Origin of the sequence: Halogeometricum limi (assembly GCF_900115785.1) — an archaeon.
Classification (GTDB): Archaea; Halobacteriota; Halobacteria; order Halobacteriales; family Haloferacaceae; genus Halogeometricum; species Halogeometricum limi.
Window position 1 is genome coordinate 386,927 of sequence record NZ_FOYS01000001.1, and the last position, 13,497, is coordinate 400,423.

Annotated in this window: 17 protein-coding genes; 9 read left to right on the plus strand and 8 right to left on the minus strand. The window is 55.3% G+C overall.

Annotation, left to right across the window (positions count from 1 at the left end; genetic code table 11):
• Window positions 1-107 precede the first annotated feature (107 nt).
• From BM282_RS02035 to BM282_RS02055, 5 genes are read right to left on the minus strand one after another with little or no spacing between them, the layout of a single operon-like run.
• On the minus strand, window positions 108-953 hold the full coding sequence (locus BM282_RS02035) for a hypothetical protein (RefSeq protein ID WP_089877301.1): 846 nt from the start codon (window positions 951-953) through the stop codon (window positions 108-110).
• Between the two features lie 5 nt (window positions 954-958).
• Window positions 959-1,564, minus strand: coding sequence for a hypothetical protein (locus BM282_RS02040; RefSeq protein WP_089876306.1), 606 nt, complete (start codon window positions 1,562-1,564; stop codon window positions 959-961).
• On the minus strand, window positions 1,564-1,860 hold the full coding sequence (locus BM282_RS02045) for a hypothetical protein (RefSeq protein ID WP_139229670.1): 297 nt from the start codon (window positions 1,858-1,860) through the stop codon (window positions 1,564-1,566). The genes BM282_RS02040 and BM282_RS02045 overlap by 1 nt, the downstream gene beginning before the upstream one ends.
• Entirely contained in the window at window positions 1,857-2,291 is a 435-nt protein-coding gene (locus tag BM282_RS02050; protein WP_089876310.1) for a hypothetical protein, read from the minus strand. Before BM282_RS02050 ends, BM282_RS02045 begins: the two co-directional genes overlap by 4 nt.
• Before the next feature lie 57 nt (window positions 2,292-2,348).
• Complete coding sequence (locus BM282_RS02055; RefSeq protein ID WP_245758269.1) at window positions 2,349-2,864, minus strand: hypothetical protein; 516 nt, start codon at window positions 2,862-2,864, stop codon at window positions 2,349-2,351.
• A 215-nt stretch (window positions 2,865-3,079) separates the two neighbouring features.
• Between BM282_RS02055 and BM282_RS02060 the strand changes: the two genes are divergently transcribed.
• The 8 genes from BM282_RS02060 to BM282_RS02090 all read left to right on the plus strand — a co-directional run bounded on the left by BM282_RS02060 (window position 3,080) and on the right by BM282_RS02090 (window position 8,628).
• Complete coding sequence (locus BM282_RS02060) at window positions 3,080-3,313, plus strand: hypothetical protein (protein WP_139229671.1); 234 nt, start codon at window positions 3,080-3,082, stop codon at window positions 3,311-3,313.
• 16 nt (window positions 3,314-3,329) lie between these two features.
• Window positions 3,330-3,890 carry a hypothetical protein gene (locus tag BM282_RS02065; RefSeq protein ID WP_089876313.1) on the plus strand — a complete coding sequence of 187 codons (561 nt, stop codon included), beginning with the start codon at window positions 3,330-3,332 and terminating at the stop codon, window positions 3,888-3,890.
• Window positions 3,887-4,849 (plus strand): zonular occludens toxin domain-containing protein, encoded by a 963-nt coding sequence (locus BM282_RS02070; protein WP_089876316.1) that lies wholly within the window; start codon window positions 3,887-3,889, stop codon window positions 4,847-4,849. The genes BM282_RS02065 and BM282_RS02070 overlap by 4 nt, the downstream gene beginning before the upstream one ends.
• 257 nt (window positions 4,850-5,106) lie before the next feature.
• On the plus strand, window positions 5,107-5,529 hold the full coding sequence (locus tag BM282_RS02075) for a hypothetical protein (RefSeq protein WP_089876318.1): 423 nt from the start codon (window positions 5,107-5,109) through the stop codon (window positions 5,527-5,529).
• Window positions 5,526-5,741: a hypothetical protein gene (locus BM282_RS02080; protein ID WP_089876319.1), complete on the plus strand. Its 216-nt coding sequence runs from the start codon at window positions 5,526-5,528 to the stop codon at window positions 5,739-5,741. The genes BM282_RS02075 and BM282_RS02080 overlap by 4 nt, the downstream gene beginning before the upstream one ends.
• Window positions 5,742-6,182: 441 nt before the next feature.
• Entirely contained in the window at window positions 6,183-7,262 is a 1,080-nt protein-coding gene (locus tag BM282_RS02085) for a glycosyltransferase family 39 protein (RefSeq protein WP_089876321.1), read from the plus strand.
• Between the two features lie 57 nt (window positions 7,263-7,319).
• On the plus strand, window positions 7,320-7,547 hold the full coding sequence (locus BM282_RS18080) for a hypothetical protein (protein WP_139229673.1): 228 nt from the start codon (window positions 7,320-7,322) through the stop codon (window positions 7,545-7,547).
• A 538-nt stretch (window positions 7,548-8,085) separates the two neighbouring features.
• Window positions 8,086-8,628, plus strand: a complete 543-nt coding sequence (locus tag BM282_RS02090; RefSeq protein ID WP_245758270.1) for a site-specific integrase — start codon at window positions 8,086-8,088, stop codon at window positions 8,626-8,628.
• 66 nt (window positions 8,629-8,694) lie between these two features.
• Here the strand turns inward: BM282_RS02090 and BM282_RS02095 are convergent, their stop codons facing one another.
• Window positions 8,695-9,594: a hypothetical protein gene (locus BM282_RS02095; RefSeq protein WP_089876325.1), complete on the minus strand. Its 900-nt coding sequence runs from the start codon at window positions 9,592-9,594 to the stop codon at window positions 8,695-8,697.
• A 217-nt stretch (window positions 9,595-9,811) separates the two neighbouring features.
• Here BM282_RS02095 and BM282_RS18085 point away from each other — a divergent pair, with 217 nt between their 5' ends.
• Window positions 9,812-10,321, plus strand: coding sequence for a homing endonuclease associated repeat-containing protein (locus BM282_RS18085; protein WP_139229674.1), 510 nt, complete (start codon window positions 9,812-9,814; stop codon window positions 10,319-10,321).
• A gap of 218 nt (window positions 10,322-10,539) precedes the next feature.
• Here the strand turns inward: BM282_RS18085 and BM282_RS18090 are convergent, their stop codons facing one another.
• The gene (locus BM282_RS18090) at window positions 10,540-11,835 is read right to left on the minus strand and encodes a hypothetical protein (protein WP_139229675.1); all 1,296 of its coding nucleotides are present in this window, start codon (window positions 11,833-11,835) and stop codon (window positions 10,540-10,542) included.
• Window positions 11,836-11,905: 70 nt separating this feature from the next.
• Window positions 11,906-13,210 carry a hypothetical protein gene (locus BM282_RS02100; RefSeq protein WP_089876327.1) on the minus strand — a complete coding sequence of 435 codons (1,305 nt, stop codon included), beginning with the start codon at window positions 13,208-13,210 and terminating at the stop codon, window positions 11,906-11,908.
• Window positions 13,211-13,497 lie beyond the last annotated feature (287 nt).

Here is a 13,497-nt window from a genome sequence, read left to right on the forward strand (position 1 = left end):
TCCGACGAGGACTCGTCGTCACTGCTACCGCCTCCGCCGCCTCCGCCCGGAGAGAAGCGCTCACCGGGCATCGTGCTCACCTCCTTTCCGGTGGAGCGTGGAGGGCATCAGAACAGCACCCCGGCGAAGAGCGGGAGACTGATGCCGCCGCCGCTACTGGCTGCGGTTCCGGCGATCTTCGAGGCGATGGCGGGACCGAAGAGACCGAGTGCGGCACCACCGGCGAAGGCGAGGAGCAGGACGACCTGCTCTTTGCGACTCCAGTCGAGTTCGGCAAGCTTCGCACGCGTCGCCTGGAGGTTCATATCCTCCTGCGAGACGTTCGAGCCGAACAGTCGGTAGGCGTCTCGGAAGGAGAGCGCGCGGCCGTCGTAGCCTTCGGTCTCGGCGTCGATGGCGACGTCTTTCCCGGCGCCGTCAGTTCGGAGGTGCTGCTGGTAGTTGCCGCGTCGACGCTGTCCGGCGGCGTAGGCGGCGAGTGGGTCCATGACCTCGGCGCTCTCGGCGAGTGCCCAGACGGTCGGGTACTTCCCGTTGACGAGGCGCGGGGAGGCGAGTTGGTCGGTCTTGTAGGCCTTCCCGTCACCGAGTCGGTATTCGTTCTCGGTGGTTCGCCACTCGGCGGCGCGGGGGATGACCACCCCGTCGCCGTAGATGACGTTGACGATGGTGTCCGCGTCCGTGGTCTTGAGCTTCGTCTTGTAGCCGGCGTCGATGAGTTTGTCACCGAGCGCGCCGCTCTTGGGGACGATGCTGAGGATTTTGTAGATGAAGACGCCGACGAAGACGGCCCAGCCGCGGACGACGGTGGAGCAGAGTGAGGTGAGTGCGTCGCCGGCCCTCTTCGCGTGAGAACCATCGTAGTCCTCGAGGAACTGTTCGAGTCGGCTCGGGTCCTCTGTTTGGTCGGGGTTCGATTCGAGTGGGTCGTTGGTGTTGTCGTCGTTCGTCATGGTGATCACCACGGGAGCAGCGACCGGAGGCCGCCGCTCTTGCTGTTGTTGGACTTGGTGTCGCCGAGTCGCTCGGTGGAGACGTGCATCTCGGTGAGCCCTTCGAAGAAGGTGCCGTCGCCGAGGCTCTGGCGGTCGGTTCGGACGTCGGAGAGGACGGTTCGGATGGCTTCCTTCTCGGCGTCGGACCAGTCGTTTCGGACGCCGGGGAAGGAGTCGCCGTTGATGTCCTGAGCGATTTCGCGGAAGACACCCGAACAGAGGTCGGGGTACTCACGACCGCGGACGATGCGGTCGGCGAGGTTCTCGTTGAGGAGTCGCCGTGACCGGTCGTCGTAGTACTCCTCGTCGTGACTGGCGAGCATCTCGCTCGAGGAGAGGAACGGCTTGAGGACGGCGACGAGTTCGTCGTACTCTTCGGACTCGATGTCGGTTCGAGTGAGTCGGTCGAGGAGTTCTTCGGGCTCCATATCGCGGAGCACGTCGACGGCGGGCCCGTCGGAGACTCCGCGAGAGACCGCTGTTCGTTCGAGGTCCTGATCGGCGCGCTCTGAGAGTTCGGTTTCTTGGAGTTCGCGCTGGGCGTCGGCGGGGTCGCTGCCTCCGAGCATCAGGCTCTCACCCCGTTAGTGGCCGCGCCGCTGACAGCACCGTAGATAGAGATGGCGCTGACGAAGGCGAACGCAAGTGCGACGATCTGGAGGACGGGGCTGCCGATGACCTCGAGGCCGTTGGTGTGCGTGTTGACGGTGACGGACCCACCGCGTAGCGCGAGGACTCCCCAGGAGATGAGACCGAGGAGTGCCCACATGGCTTCGGAGTCGTGGCCTTTGAGAACGGTGGCACAGAGAAGAGAGACGAGGCCGAGGAGTCCGAGTGCGAGTTGGTGGGCGACGAGAAGCGTCACGAGAACCACCCCACCACAGCGAAGGCGGCGACAAGGAGTCCGATCCACGGGAGGGCGGACCCGGTTGCACGCATTCCGTCGTTGACGTCTCGGGTAGTGTCGTCGGGTGCGTCGAACTGGTAGTCGATGTCGACGCTCTCGCCGTCGGGGACGGACGAGTTGTTAAGCCGGACGAGCTCCCCGGTCGATTCGTTGAAACGGTAGTCGACGCCCTCGGTGAGCGTGGAGCCGTTGTGTGTGACTGTGACGTTCGCGCCGAACTCGAAGGCGATGTCGGAGGCGTTGACGAGTTGTCCTGCATCGGAGAGGACGATGGCCTCGTTTTCGCGGTCGAACTCCTCGGCGGCGGTGTTGAAGCCGACGCTGAAGGCGCCGATGGCGATGGCGCCGAGGACGATGACGACTGCGAACGTCGAGATTGATGAACTCATGACTCAGAGTGTGTTGAAACGGTAGGATGGTGATGGCTCGATTCGGGGGGAGGGGAGTTACCGTCCGCCGCCCATGCCGCCCATGCCACCGAAGTAGCTGAGGGCGACGCCCGCGCCGACTGCGATGAGGCCGACACCGATGAGGGTGAAGGCGGTGGAACCGTAGTCAGCGAACGTGTCGAACATCGTGGTCCAGGTGTTGTTATACTCTGGATTCGCGACGATGTCGGTGTTGTAGAGCGAGCCCAGAACGATGAGGGCGACGACGGCGATGATGACGCCCTGTGCGACGACCATAATGGAGCCGCCGACGCGGGCCGTCGTGCTGGCGTTCTCACCGAGATATTCGGTCTTGGGCTCGATTCCCCACTGCTGGGTCTTGCCGAGGGCGTACTCGAGCGCGTGGCCGACTTGGCCGTGCTGGTCGTGGACGAACTCTTCGATGGGGTTCGTGGCTTCGTTCTGTTCGATGGATTCGACTGGTTCAACCTCGAGAGAGGTGTCGTCGATGACGGTTGCACCCGGCCCCAGACGCGCACCCGGAGCGGGATGATCTGCTGTGGTGGCAGACATACTTCGTCCCATGTGACACTACGTATTATATTTCCGGGTTGTTTTTGATGTAATATGTGGCTAACAGGGAGTAGAGGCCATATGACGGACCATATGGTGACCCGATAGTATAATTCAAATAAGACGTTTTGACAGAATGTATGTCAGCAAAGATTGTATCGAGAAGGCGACGGTCGGACCGGGAGGGTGACGCTGTGTCTCGGTCGGTGGTGCAGATGGGACACCGACAGTCGGTGAGCGTGCAGCAACTGATCAGCGAGTCGCTGGGTGACCTGAAGTCGCAGGCGCTGAACTCTGAGAAGCGGACTATCGTGGACTACGGAGGTGGGCTGTACGTGAATCCGACGAAGTGGGGTCTCGACTGGCACGAATTGGAGGCGGGAAGCGACGTGACGGTGATGACGTTCCCGGACGCGATTCTGATCACTCGGGAGGATGGCGATGTCTAAGCAACCGGACGACCCGATGCGGAAGTCGACTCGCGAGAAGATCATCGACGAGGCGCAAGTGGAGTGCCACAGCGCTCGGTCGGACGTCGTCGAGGCGCGGCTGAAACTGAACTCGGTCCCACGACCTGTTCGTGAGGGGTTCCAGAGAACAGTGTTGAGCTACTACGACGCGCTTCGGCCGCTGCGGACGGAGGGTGTCGTGAACTCGTGGTGGGAGTCGGTGACGCTGTCTGAGGACTGGATCGAGGGGATCGTCTTCGAGACGGAGTCCGGCGAGCAGATATCCGTGTCGAGAGAGAAGGCGCGACGAATCCTGAACAACGATGAGCCGTACGAGTTCGTCGGAAGCATGGTTCATCAGGGACTAGATACGCTGGAGTCGCTGGACGATGCGACGGAGGAGACGACCTCGGTCGTCACGGGGATGCGGGGCCGGCGTGAAGAGACGACGACGAGGCCAGTGGTGTTGGAGGCTGGGGTGCTGGTCGACATCTCGCGGGTCCTCGACGAGGCGGCGACGAAACTCGGGTTCGCTCCGGACATCGACCTCCAGGACGCGGAGGCTGGTGTGGTATGAGCCTGACCGAGTCTGTGGAGACGGTCGACGTAACCGAACGGATGGAGGCCCAGACTGCTCCAAAGAATCTGTCGAGCCATCTGGACCAGATGCCGCCGGAGGTGAAGCGGAACCTGATTCTCCGCCGGAAGGTGTGGCCGCGGATGAACGTGTGGAACGAGAACTGGATGTGCTTCATGGCCGGCGAGGCGGGGTCTGGCAAGACCTACGCGGCACTCCGACTCGCGTCGGCACTCGACCCGACGTTCAGCATCGACCGCGTCACCTACAGCGTCGAGGAGTTCCTCAAACTCGCGGACTCTGACCTGCCGGAGGGTGCGATTCTGGTCCTCGAGGAGGCGGGCGTCGCGGCGGGGAATCGCGACTGGTACACCATCGCGAACAAGGTCCTCGACGCGCTGACGCAGACGTGGCGGCACCGGAACTACGGAGCCGTCATGACGGCGCCGGACTTCGACCTCATCGACAACCACGTCCAGCGGCGTTTCCACCATCTCGTGGTCATGGAGGGGAAGAACGAGCAGGCCGGGGTCTCGAAAGCCCGCATCAAGTACATCCAGACGAACCACGAGATCGGGAAGATGTACAAGAAGTATCACCGGATGATCGGTGACGACGGTGTCCTCCGGCGGCACAAGTACATCAAGTTCCGTCTGCCGGACCCGGATATCGTGGAGGCGTACGAATTGACGAAGACGGACTACACGGACGACCTCATCGGCGACCTGTTGGAGCAAATCCAGGCAGAGCAGGCGAAGAACGAGCAGGACGACCTCTCACCGATGGAGGTGGCGAAGGAGATTCTCGACGAGGACCGAGTAGGTGAGTACATCAGCGAGGCGTCTGGTGGCGAGTACTTCGATCGGGACCTGTTGAAGATGGACTGGAACGTGAGCGAATCGCAGTCGAAGCAGATCAAGAAGTTCCTCGTTCGGGAGGCTGGTCTCGATGTTATGTGAGGGAGGGGTCGGAAGACACCCACACACCCCCACCCCCCTGTGTGTTTATAACAAGTTGAGATACGCGACTGGCGGTTCGCCGAGTCGGTCGAATCCGTCGGTCTTCGGCGTTTCATCGCGTGGGCAGCGGACGAGCGCGGCCTGCACGCGGTCTCTGCGAGGTGAGTCTCGTGTGGAGTAACGTCGCAGCGTCGATAGCGAGGATCTCCAGCAGCGTGCTGAGCTTCGGAACTTGGAGTGGGCGACGTCTGCTCTTCGTGCTCTACATCGTCTCGATCTCCGGCTTCGTCATGGGTGCGAATATGGGATACACTGCGACGTCCCTCGAGGAGGCGACGTTGAACGAGCCTGTCGTGGAGGAGATGCGCGTGACTCCCGAGGAGATGAGCGAGCGAGAGTCGCAGCAGGAGCGCGTCGTCGAGAGTCTCCTGCCGTTCGACTTCGACGCGGACGCGGTGCTGCTCGAGGAACCAGACTGGTTAGAGCGAGCGATCCAGACGAAGGTCGCGGCGATAACGAATCAGTTCATCTCGGTGGCCGTTGCAGTCGCGAACGCCGCGGGTGTGTTCTTCTTCAGGAACTCGTGGATTCCGCAGTTCGTTCCGAAGGTGATGATGTACGCCGGGATGGCTTCGGTCCTCGCGTGGCCGGTGATCGAGATGCGGAGGTTCTCCCGATGACGCACGTGAAGCCGACCGGTGAGATGGAGCGTGACGCTGCGGGTGATCGGATGAGTCTTCGATGTCTGCTCGGATTCCACGACCTCGAACCGACCGACCAAATCAACCGTTCGGAGTTTGTCGAACCGGACTTCTACAAGCTACGGTGTACGAGGTGCTCGAACGTCGAGCGCCAGTTCGTCGGCGGAGTCGGTGGTGGTTTCGGTGAGTGATGAATCGCACTCGCGTACTGAACGTCTCGGCGACGCGATTTTCATCATCGGTTTGTTCGCTCTGACGCTGCCGTTTTACGCGGCTCAGGAAATCACGGGGTCGATTCATGACCGGTAGTTTGCTCGGTGCAACTCATCGCGAGATGGCACTCGCGAGGGACTACTACCGTACGGCGCTCGGATGGAAGTACCTCATTGAAAACGGAGCTGTCCTCGACGAACCGAGAACTGAGAGGAGACGCCGATGAGTGCGTTGAGTAGCTGGAGACGAGCTTGCTTGCGGCTTGCGGTGCGCCTCTGCCTCCGAAGCTTTCGACGGATGGATTTTGTCGAAATCCGAGACTTCGACGATGACGGGAAGTGGAGGGACGAGACACGATGAGTCGCTGGAAACGAGTTAGTACGCGCCTCGAGGGAGCCCGAGCCGATGATGGGTTTCTCATGGGTCTCGCCGTCGGCTTAGCGTTCGTTCTCAGAGTCGGGTTCCTGAGTAATCCCTTCTGGGCGGACGAGCGTATCACGCGCTCGTTCATCGAGGGGATGTCGTTCTGGGAGATTCTCTTCGTGCTGCCGACGGTTCAGCCTCACTTCCCGCTGTACTACGCCATCTTGGAGGTGTGGGCTCATGGGGCGGCACTCGTCGACGCGAGACTACTGTCGGTGCTCGCGGGGTCGTTGTTGCCAGCGGTGGTGTTCCTCCTCGGACAGCAGCACTCACGGACCACCGGACTCGTCGCCGCGCTGTTCACGTCTCTCTCCCCAGCGCTGGTCCACAGTTCGTGGTGGCTACGGCCGTACGCGATGTTTGCCCTGGCGACAGCAGTCGCGTGTCTCGCACTCGACCGCGGCCTTCAGACGGAGAGTCGACGTTGGTTCACGACGTTCGTCGTCGCTGCTCTGGTTGGTGTCTATCTCCATCCGTTCGGTCTCATCGCGTTGGGCGTGTGGACCGCCTGGACGGGCGTGAATCGCGCCGTCGATGGGGCTGTCTCGCTCACTCTCGTCTGGATCGGGAGCCTCCCGGCCATCGGTCTGATGCTCGCGAAACTGGTTCTCCCATCGTCGGCGGGCTCGGTCGAGCAGGTCGCACACGTGACGACGGGGCCGAGTCTGGTCCAGGTTCTCGTGACTCCAGTCGCGCTGGTCTTCGGAACTCTCTGGTCCGAGTTCTTACTCGCTATCGGCGCCGTGGTGTTCGGCTTGGTCGTCCTCGGAACCTGGCGTGCTCGAGGAGACCGGTTGGTTCGGTTGTCGCTGCTGTGGATCGGGGCCTCGCTCGTCGGGACGGTGGTGTTGTCCGTGGTTCACCCGATCTACCAGATGAAGTATCTGCTCTGGACAGTCGCTCCCGTCCTGCTTCTCCTGGCGGTCTGTCGATGCGAGTTGGACCAGCGGCTACGGACGGTCTTCGACATCTTGGTTCTGGTCGGTCTGCTCTCGAATCTCTTCGCCCTGGTGACGCGGGGTCTGCTAATGGCGAATGTGGTGTCGCCGGTCTGGAACAGCGTATCTTGGTTCTGACTTCCGAGAATCGGCTATCGTCGGTACTATCCTAACTCGTGAATCTTGTGTTGGGTAATGAAGCAGTTAGTAAGAACATGGCCAGGGAAGGCAGCACGCGATGTGTTTCTTGGTGCAGTTGGGGGCCTCGTAGCAACATCCGGTGGAGATGGTGTATTCGGCATCTCCGTTCCTGCAGGAGATCTCGAAACGCTACTGGTTGCGATTGCTTTTCTCCCTGTTTTACATCTCGCTGAGAGTGTAGCAATCGATTTGTTTGGTTTAGAGGAGGACGACGACTGGTGATTGGTTCCGAGAAGTGGTTATCCACGGAGATAGTTTCTATATCCTGTACCGTATACTACATGTATGGCAAATGAATTCCCTGAATGGGAAACACAGCACGATGGAGACACTGTTCCCGTTCTGAGTAAGATAGAAGAAGGCAGTAGACGGGTCTGCATTGTACAAACAGGAGAAAAAGAGGGTGAGATAATTGCGGAATCAGAAACTGGATTTTTTCGGTTTATGGAAAAATCGAGTTTGATGACAAATCCGACCTTCCTGGAAAGCTGTCGTTCATAGCTAAACAAGAAGGCATCTCTGGAACTGAGGAAATAAACCACACTCATTTCCGAGAATAGTCTATTGTCGTAACCAACTGCTGCTTAAGGACACCGAACCACCCTGATTCTCGGCCTGATTGGCGCCACCAAACTAGCTAAGGTTCCGGAACACGGAGATAACTACGATTACCGGAACCATGCAAACCCGCCCATATCCGTCGAAATCTGGTCGACGACTCTGGCTCTCTCGGGTCGAGCAGCAGTGGCTCCTCGAGTGTGTGGATGAGGACTACCCGCGTCGACGCATCGCTCTCGACCTCGCGCTCACCGGTCTCCGCAGTGACGAGGTTCGGAATGTGGAGCTACGTCATTTCGAGCGCCTTGATGGAACCGAAGACAAGTGGCGGCTCACAATCCCAGACGGCAAGACTGGAACGCGTTCGACGCCGGTTGCTCGAGACCTCCGCGAGCGCGTGAAGTACCTGAAGTCCGCGGCACGACTTCGTGCTGACGAGCCCATCATCGACGTCTCGACTCGGTCGCTCCGAGACTGGATCGGCGAGGCGCGCGAGGAACTCGCTGCTGACCTCGATGATGAGCGGTGGCACGATTTGGGTATGCACGACCTCCGCCGCACCTGGGCGACAGACACGTTCTACTCGCTGGCGTTCGAAGGCGTTCCGATAGCTGAGGAGCTGACGATGGCGTGGGGCGGGTGGGCGATGACTGACTCTGGACGTGAGACGTTCCGACGAAACTACCTTGGCCCTGTCCCGGACCATGTAACATCGCGTGCGATGAATCATCTGAAGACATTCTGATTCTCAACAGATCGGAGTGCTATCTGTGAGTTATGGCTCACTCTACTCGAATCTTGGACTGGTGTCTCACTCGGTCAATCCCTTCTTGTACTCTGTAGCTGCCTCGTAGGCGTCACTGACAGACTTGGCTCGAGCAACACGATGTGTGCCTCCTTTGGCTGCTTCATGAACTGCATTTAGCCGAAGACCGAGTGCGAGCATCAGTCCTACCTTGGCTTTCCAGAGTCCATCTGGACGGTCTCGATACCTGCTCAAACGCAGAAATGCACCTTCGTAAGCCATAGCAACTGCCAGAATGAGCATGAGTATTAACACCCAGATACCCAGAAGAATTGGCCATATTGTTTGAAGAGCGACAAATTCCCAGTTGACTATCTGCTCTGGTGCGGTCAAGCTCAGGATAGTGTGAATCAATATGCTGGATATCAGTATCAGCGAAAACCAAAACCTCATCTTAGTCCATATTTTCTGAGATTCAGTATCTTTCGCGGCAACCGGAGCAACTACAAAGAAAAATATCACCGGTTGTAAGATGAATTCTATCCAAATTGAGAAGCTGGCTAGGTTCAATAGATACTCAACGACTACAGTAGCACCCGCTACTTCGGAGAGGGCTCGCCAGAAGTACCCTGGCTGTTTGATTTCTGTAACTCCGAGTAACAGCGCGATGCCCGTAGTCACGCTCCATACGAGAGTATCTTTGGTCAGTAGAGCGCGCCAGATTCCAAGCCAGTCCATAATTTGGATGAACGCTACAATCCATACGGCGTAGAAGAGAAAAACAATGAGCAGTTTGGTGAATAGAACCCGTCTCAGAATACCTAGAAGGCTGGAGCGCGCATCCGAGATAGAGAGAACGAACACACCGACTATCAGTAACCAAGCCAGCGCAGCCCACTCCCGGTTACTGAGCGTGAAGCCGTGTGCGGCTAACCAGGAAAAGAAGTGTGGAAGCAAATGCTGCATTAGTATTACTCTGCACAGGGTTCAGACAGTATAAATCACGGGAGATATTCACAGTCTGTGCGTAGACGGGCGTTCTCGCACAGGGGATAGAGACTAATGTGGTTGAAATCGGTGTGCCACTAAATCCACTCCTCCTTGTTACATATCACTCTGATTCACGGATGTCGAGATTCCGTGAAGCGGTAAATTGACACTGAAATAGACTGTATCTATTAGCATGGCTGGGAAACCGAAGTATAGTGAGGAGGAACTGCTTGAGGAGATTCATCGTCTAAACGACGAACTTCAGCCAACTCCTCCTCTGAAACGAGATATGGATAAACACGGGAAACACGTGGGTGCCCTCTATACGTACCGATTTGGAAGCTGGAACGAAGCGATTGAGAGGGCAGGTTACACACCGAGAGATCCGATAGACGAGCCAATGGATCGGCCGTCCGAATGTCCCCTCTGTGAAGAAGAGCAAGGCGGCTTAGACTTTCACCACTGGAGGTACGGCGAAAACGAACTCGGATGTTACCTTTGTCGCGAGTGCCATGATGAAGTCCATCGTGGCCAGGGTCGTAGATCGCATTCGAATTGGCTTGTCCACAGCGTTCAGAACCTCGTTAGTACACACTTACAGTACCGAGGTAGTGATTATGAGGCAGATGTAGAACAGATCATGGAGCAGTACAACCTGCCGGACGTTTGCGACTTGGTGGAGATGGGAATTGAGAACGCATGAGGATTCGGATTAACGAGTGTCGTGAGTGTCTGAAGGAAGCGGCGAGAGAAGGCCATAAGTCGAAGGCTCTTGATGTCGTGGCTGAGTATTATTCCCGGATATAGGGTTCCAGACTATGTGACTTCGCGTACGATGGGCTACCTCGATTTCTAAAAAAGTAGCTAATTCGACTTTTTCAAGAAAACGACCTTAGATCCTGGAGGTATGTCTATAAATCCTTATGTGAGTGCCTTTGATAGCCGTTCTCCTATCAAAGATTCTCGTCTCATCGCTGATCTTAGCTGTTGCTCAATATCCGACTCATTGTTTTTGCCTGAGTCAACCAGAATTCTCAGCAGCTCGGAGAACGAATTTTGATCCAACTCTGGTGTAGTAGTCTCTTTCATTCTCGCTATGATGTCTCTGTAAAAGTTTGACTGAGAATAGATCCGCCAGGGTGCCGAGGGCTCCTCTCGATAAAGGTCGCTAAGCAATTCTACTGCCTCGGCCATCATCGTATCTTCGACACAGATGACATCTATGTTCGCGTATTGTCTGTTTGACTGTCTAAAAGTACGGATATCTCTCTGGAAATCAGATTTATTGAATTCATGCGCTATGAATATGTATCCTGCTAAATCCTGTCCAGAACGCTCTGGGCCTGAGAAATAATCTGAATAGTTCTTTACATACCTGTTTGCTTTGTCTTGTTCTTTGAATATCTTGAACTGATTGGAATAGCACTTCGCCTCAACAAGGTAGGCTTGGTCTTTCAAAAAAACATACCCATCAGGCTGATTCTTTCCTCCCCCTTGCAGAGTCATCGCGTGAGGGAAGAGGATATGGAGGAATTCGTTCCCGAGTCTTTCAAACTGCTCGTTGTAATTTCTCCCAAACTTTGATTTCGATTCTTGATGTGCTTTTGATTTATCAACCCTGTGGAGTTTGGTGTACCACGTTGTATCTGTCGCGGATGTTTGCGGGTTTGGTGATAGTGACCGAATTTCAAGATTGTTTCTGTCCGCAAGAACGCGTCCATCATCCAGATACGACAAAAAATCTTCAACCTCGTCCCATATCTCTCCGTCTTCATCAACTAGACTGCTAACTTGACTCCAGCTCACGAACACATCGTTGAAATTTTCATAGATGTGAACTGGGTTATCGAACATAAACAACGGCGAAATATGTAATCGTTGTACACTGGAGGAAGAAGGGACAAGATCGCCCGGAGATATCTGGTCAAGCATACAATCGTCGTACACGATCGAGAATTGTTTGATGGAGTCTCCTAGCGATTCTTCTACTACCTCCGGATACTTCTCACAACTATATTGGATAACTGTCGAGAAATTTCGCAAGTCAATCTCTATACCACATTCACATTGGTCTCTCATACTATCTGTGGTATATCTTTTATCGCACTCTGGGCAGATTACCAATGTTCTCTTTTCAACGAGGTCTTCATCTACTGCTTCCTCGCAAAGAGATTGATGCTTCTCGGAGAGATCGGTTCGGCGAACAACTCCACCCATCAGACTCCGTCTCAGAAGTCGAGTAAGGATCTCAAAATGATCCTCCTCGATCAGCCATTTGGTACTCATGCTACCAGTCTAATTCTTCAGCGATCATATGGAACAACATTCTTCGGACTTCAGGTGGTATTGCTGATTTCCAGATTCGGATAGTATCTTGATCTGCGTTGAGGACGACCGTTACCTTCTCGATCTTGGTGTAGCTACTCTTTCTCTGTATTTGGTCGACTAAGTCTTCTATTTTCGGGACATCGTCTTCGAACGAATAGTCGTCTTCAACCTCAGACGGCTTAATGAGTTCGTAGTTTTGGCCGTCAACTCCAAGCAGGATTTTCGGATGCGATTTTATATATCCCCTCATTCTCAACTGCCGATGCAAATCATCTTGCTGAGTAGGTCGGTCATCGATTGAGTGGAGCGACGTATTAGTGTACTTCCCGTGGAATGTATCGAGAGTACTCATTACCCCAATTCGCTCATTGATTTTGTCGATATCTGAATCGGTGACCGTAATGACATCGTGTCGCTGTTTGCCGAGGCTGACTCCTCCATCTGTAACCATCTCAGATTCGTCACCTGCAAAATGGTACATCAATTTGTCTAGAACCGTTCCTCGGACATCCTTCGACGATTGATCACTCGCATACTCAATGAATCCTGTATCCAGATGAATCCGAACCGCTGTCCGGGACCGTGTCTGAATCGTTGTGTAGTCACTTCGGTTAACGTCAAACTGCGTTATCTCTTCACCGACCTTCCAAAACTCCATGTAGATGTGGTCTTCGTCTTCAAATGAGACTAACCGTGGTTTTGGTTCATATTGCACGTCTCCAATTATTGGGGAAAGAGAATTGACTGCATACCGATAGTGCTCAGGTATTCGGTCATCGCTTTCTACCCCCTGCAAGAATATTTCACGAGCTTCCTGTACTGTATCGGCGTCATCTCTTATCTGCTGGAATATGCCACCCATCTCAGCAATTCTATGGACGCTGGTTGTTCGCTCAGAGAAATTGAAAAAGGATTCATAATACGCCACAGAGTTCAGATCTAATTCATTAGCTAATACTGAGCTTGCATCAGCGAGTGATTCTGAGATGTATCGTGTCTTATCTCCAATTTCGTCCTCAAGCAGGAAGCGCTTCTTTTTGAATACGAGTTGTTGGATAATGTAGGTCTGGAGTATCTCATCTACACTTGCAAGCCAGTCCGCGAATTTTTCTCTGCCCAGGTCCCAGTCTCCGGTTAGAATCTCTTCTCGGAGAGTTTCGTCGGGTATTGAGTCGTCAAGAGATGAATTGACGCTCTGCAAGCCTCTCTTGATAGATCTATAATCAATGGTGTCTGCTAAGTGGTCCGACGATAGTGTCTCCATTATCGGGTTTTTCTCGTTCACCAACAAATAACTTGGTGGAACTATTGACCCCACTGTACAGTTGACTATCAACCTGCGACCATCTGGTGCAATCTAATGAGGACTTTGTATCACAACTTAATCTCTGGCCTTTGAGGTGTTCTCGAAAATCGATAACCGATGTTTCGATTACAGTCCAATTTTTTGCACAGCAAGCCGCGCCGAGTAGGCGCGGCGACCCCTTCGTTTCCGCTGTTTCATCTGGAGTCTGAGCGCAGCGAAGACTCCGGTAATCTGTTGGTGTGAGT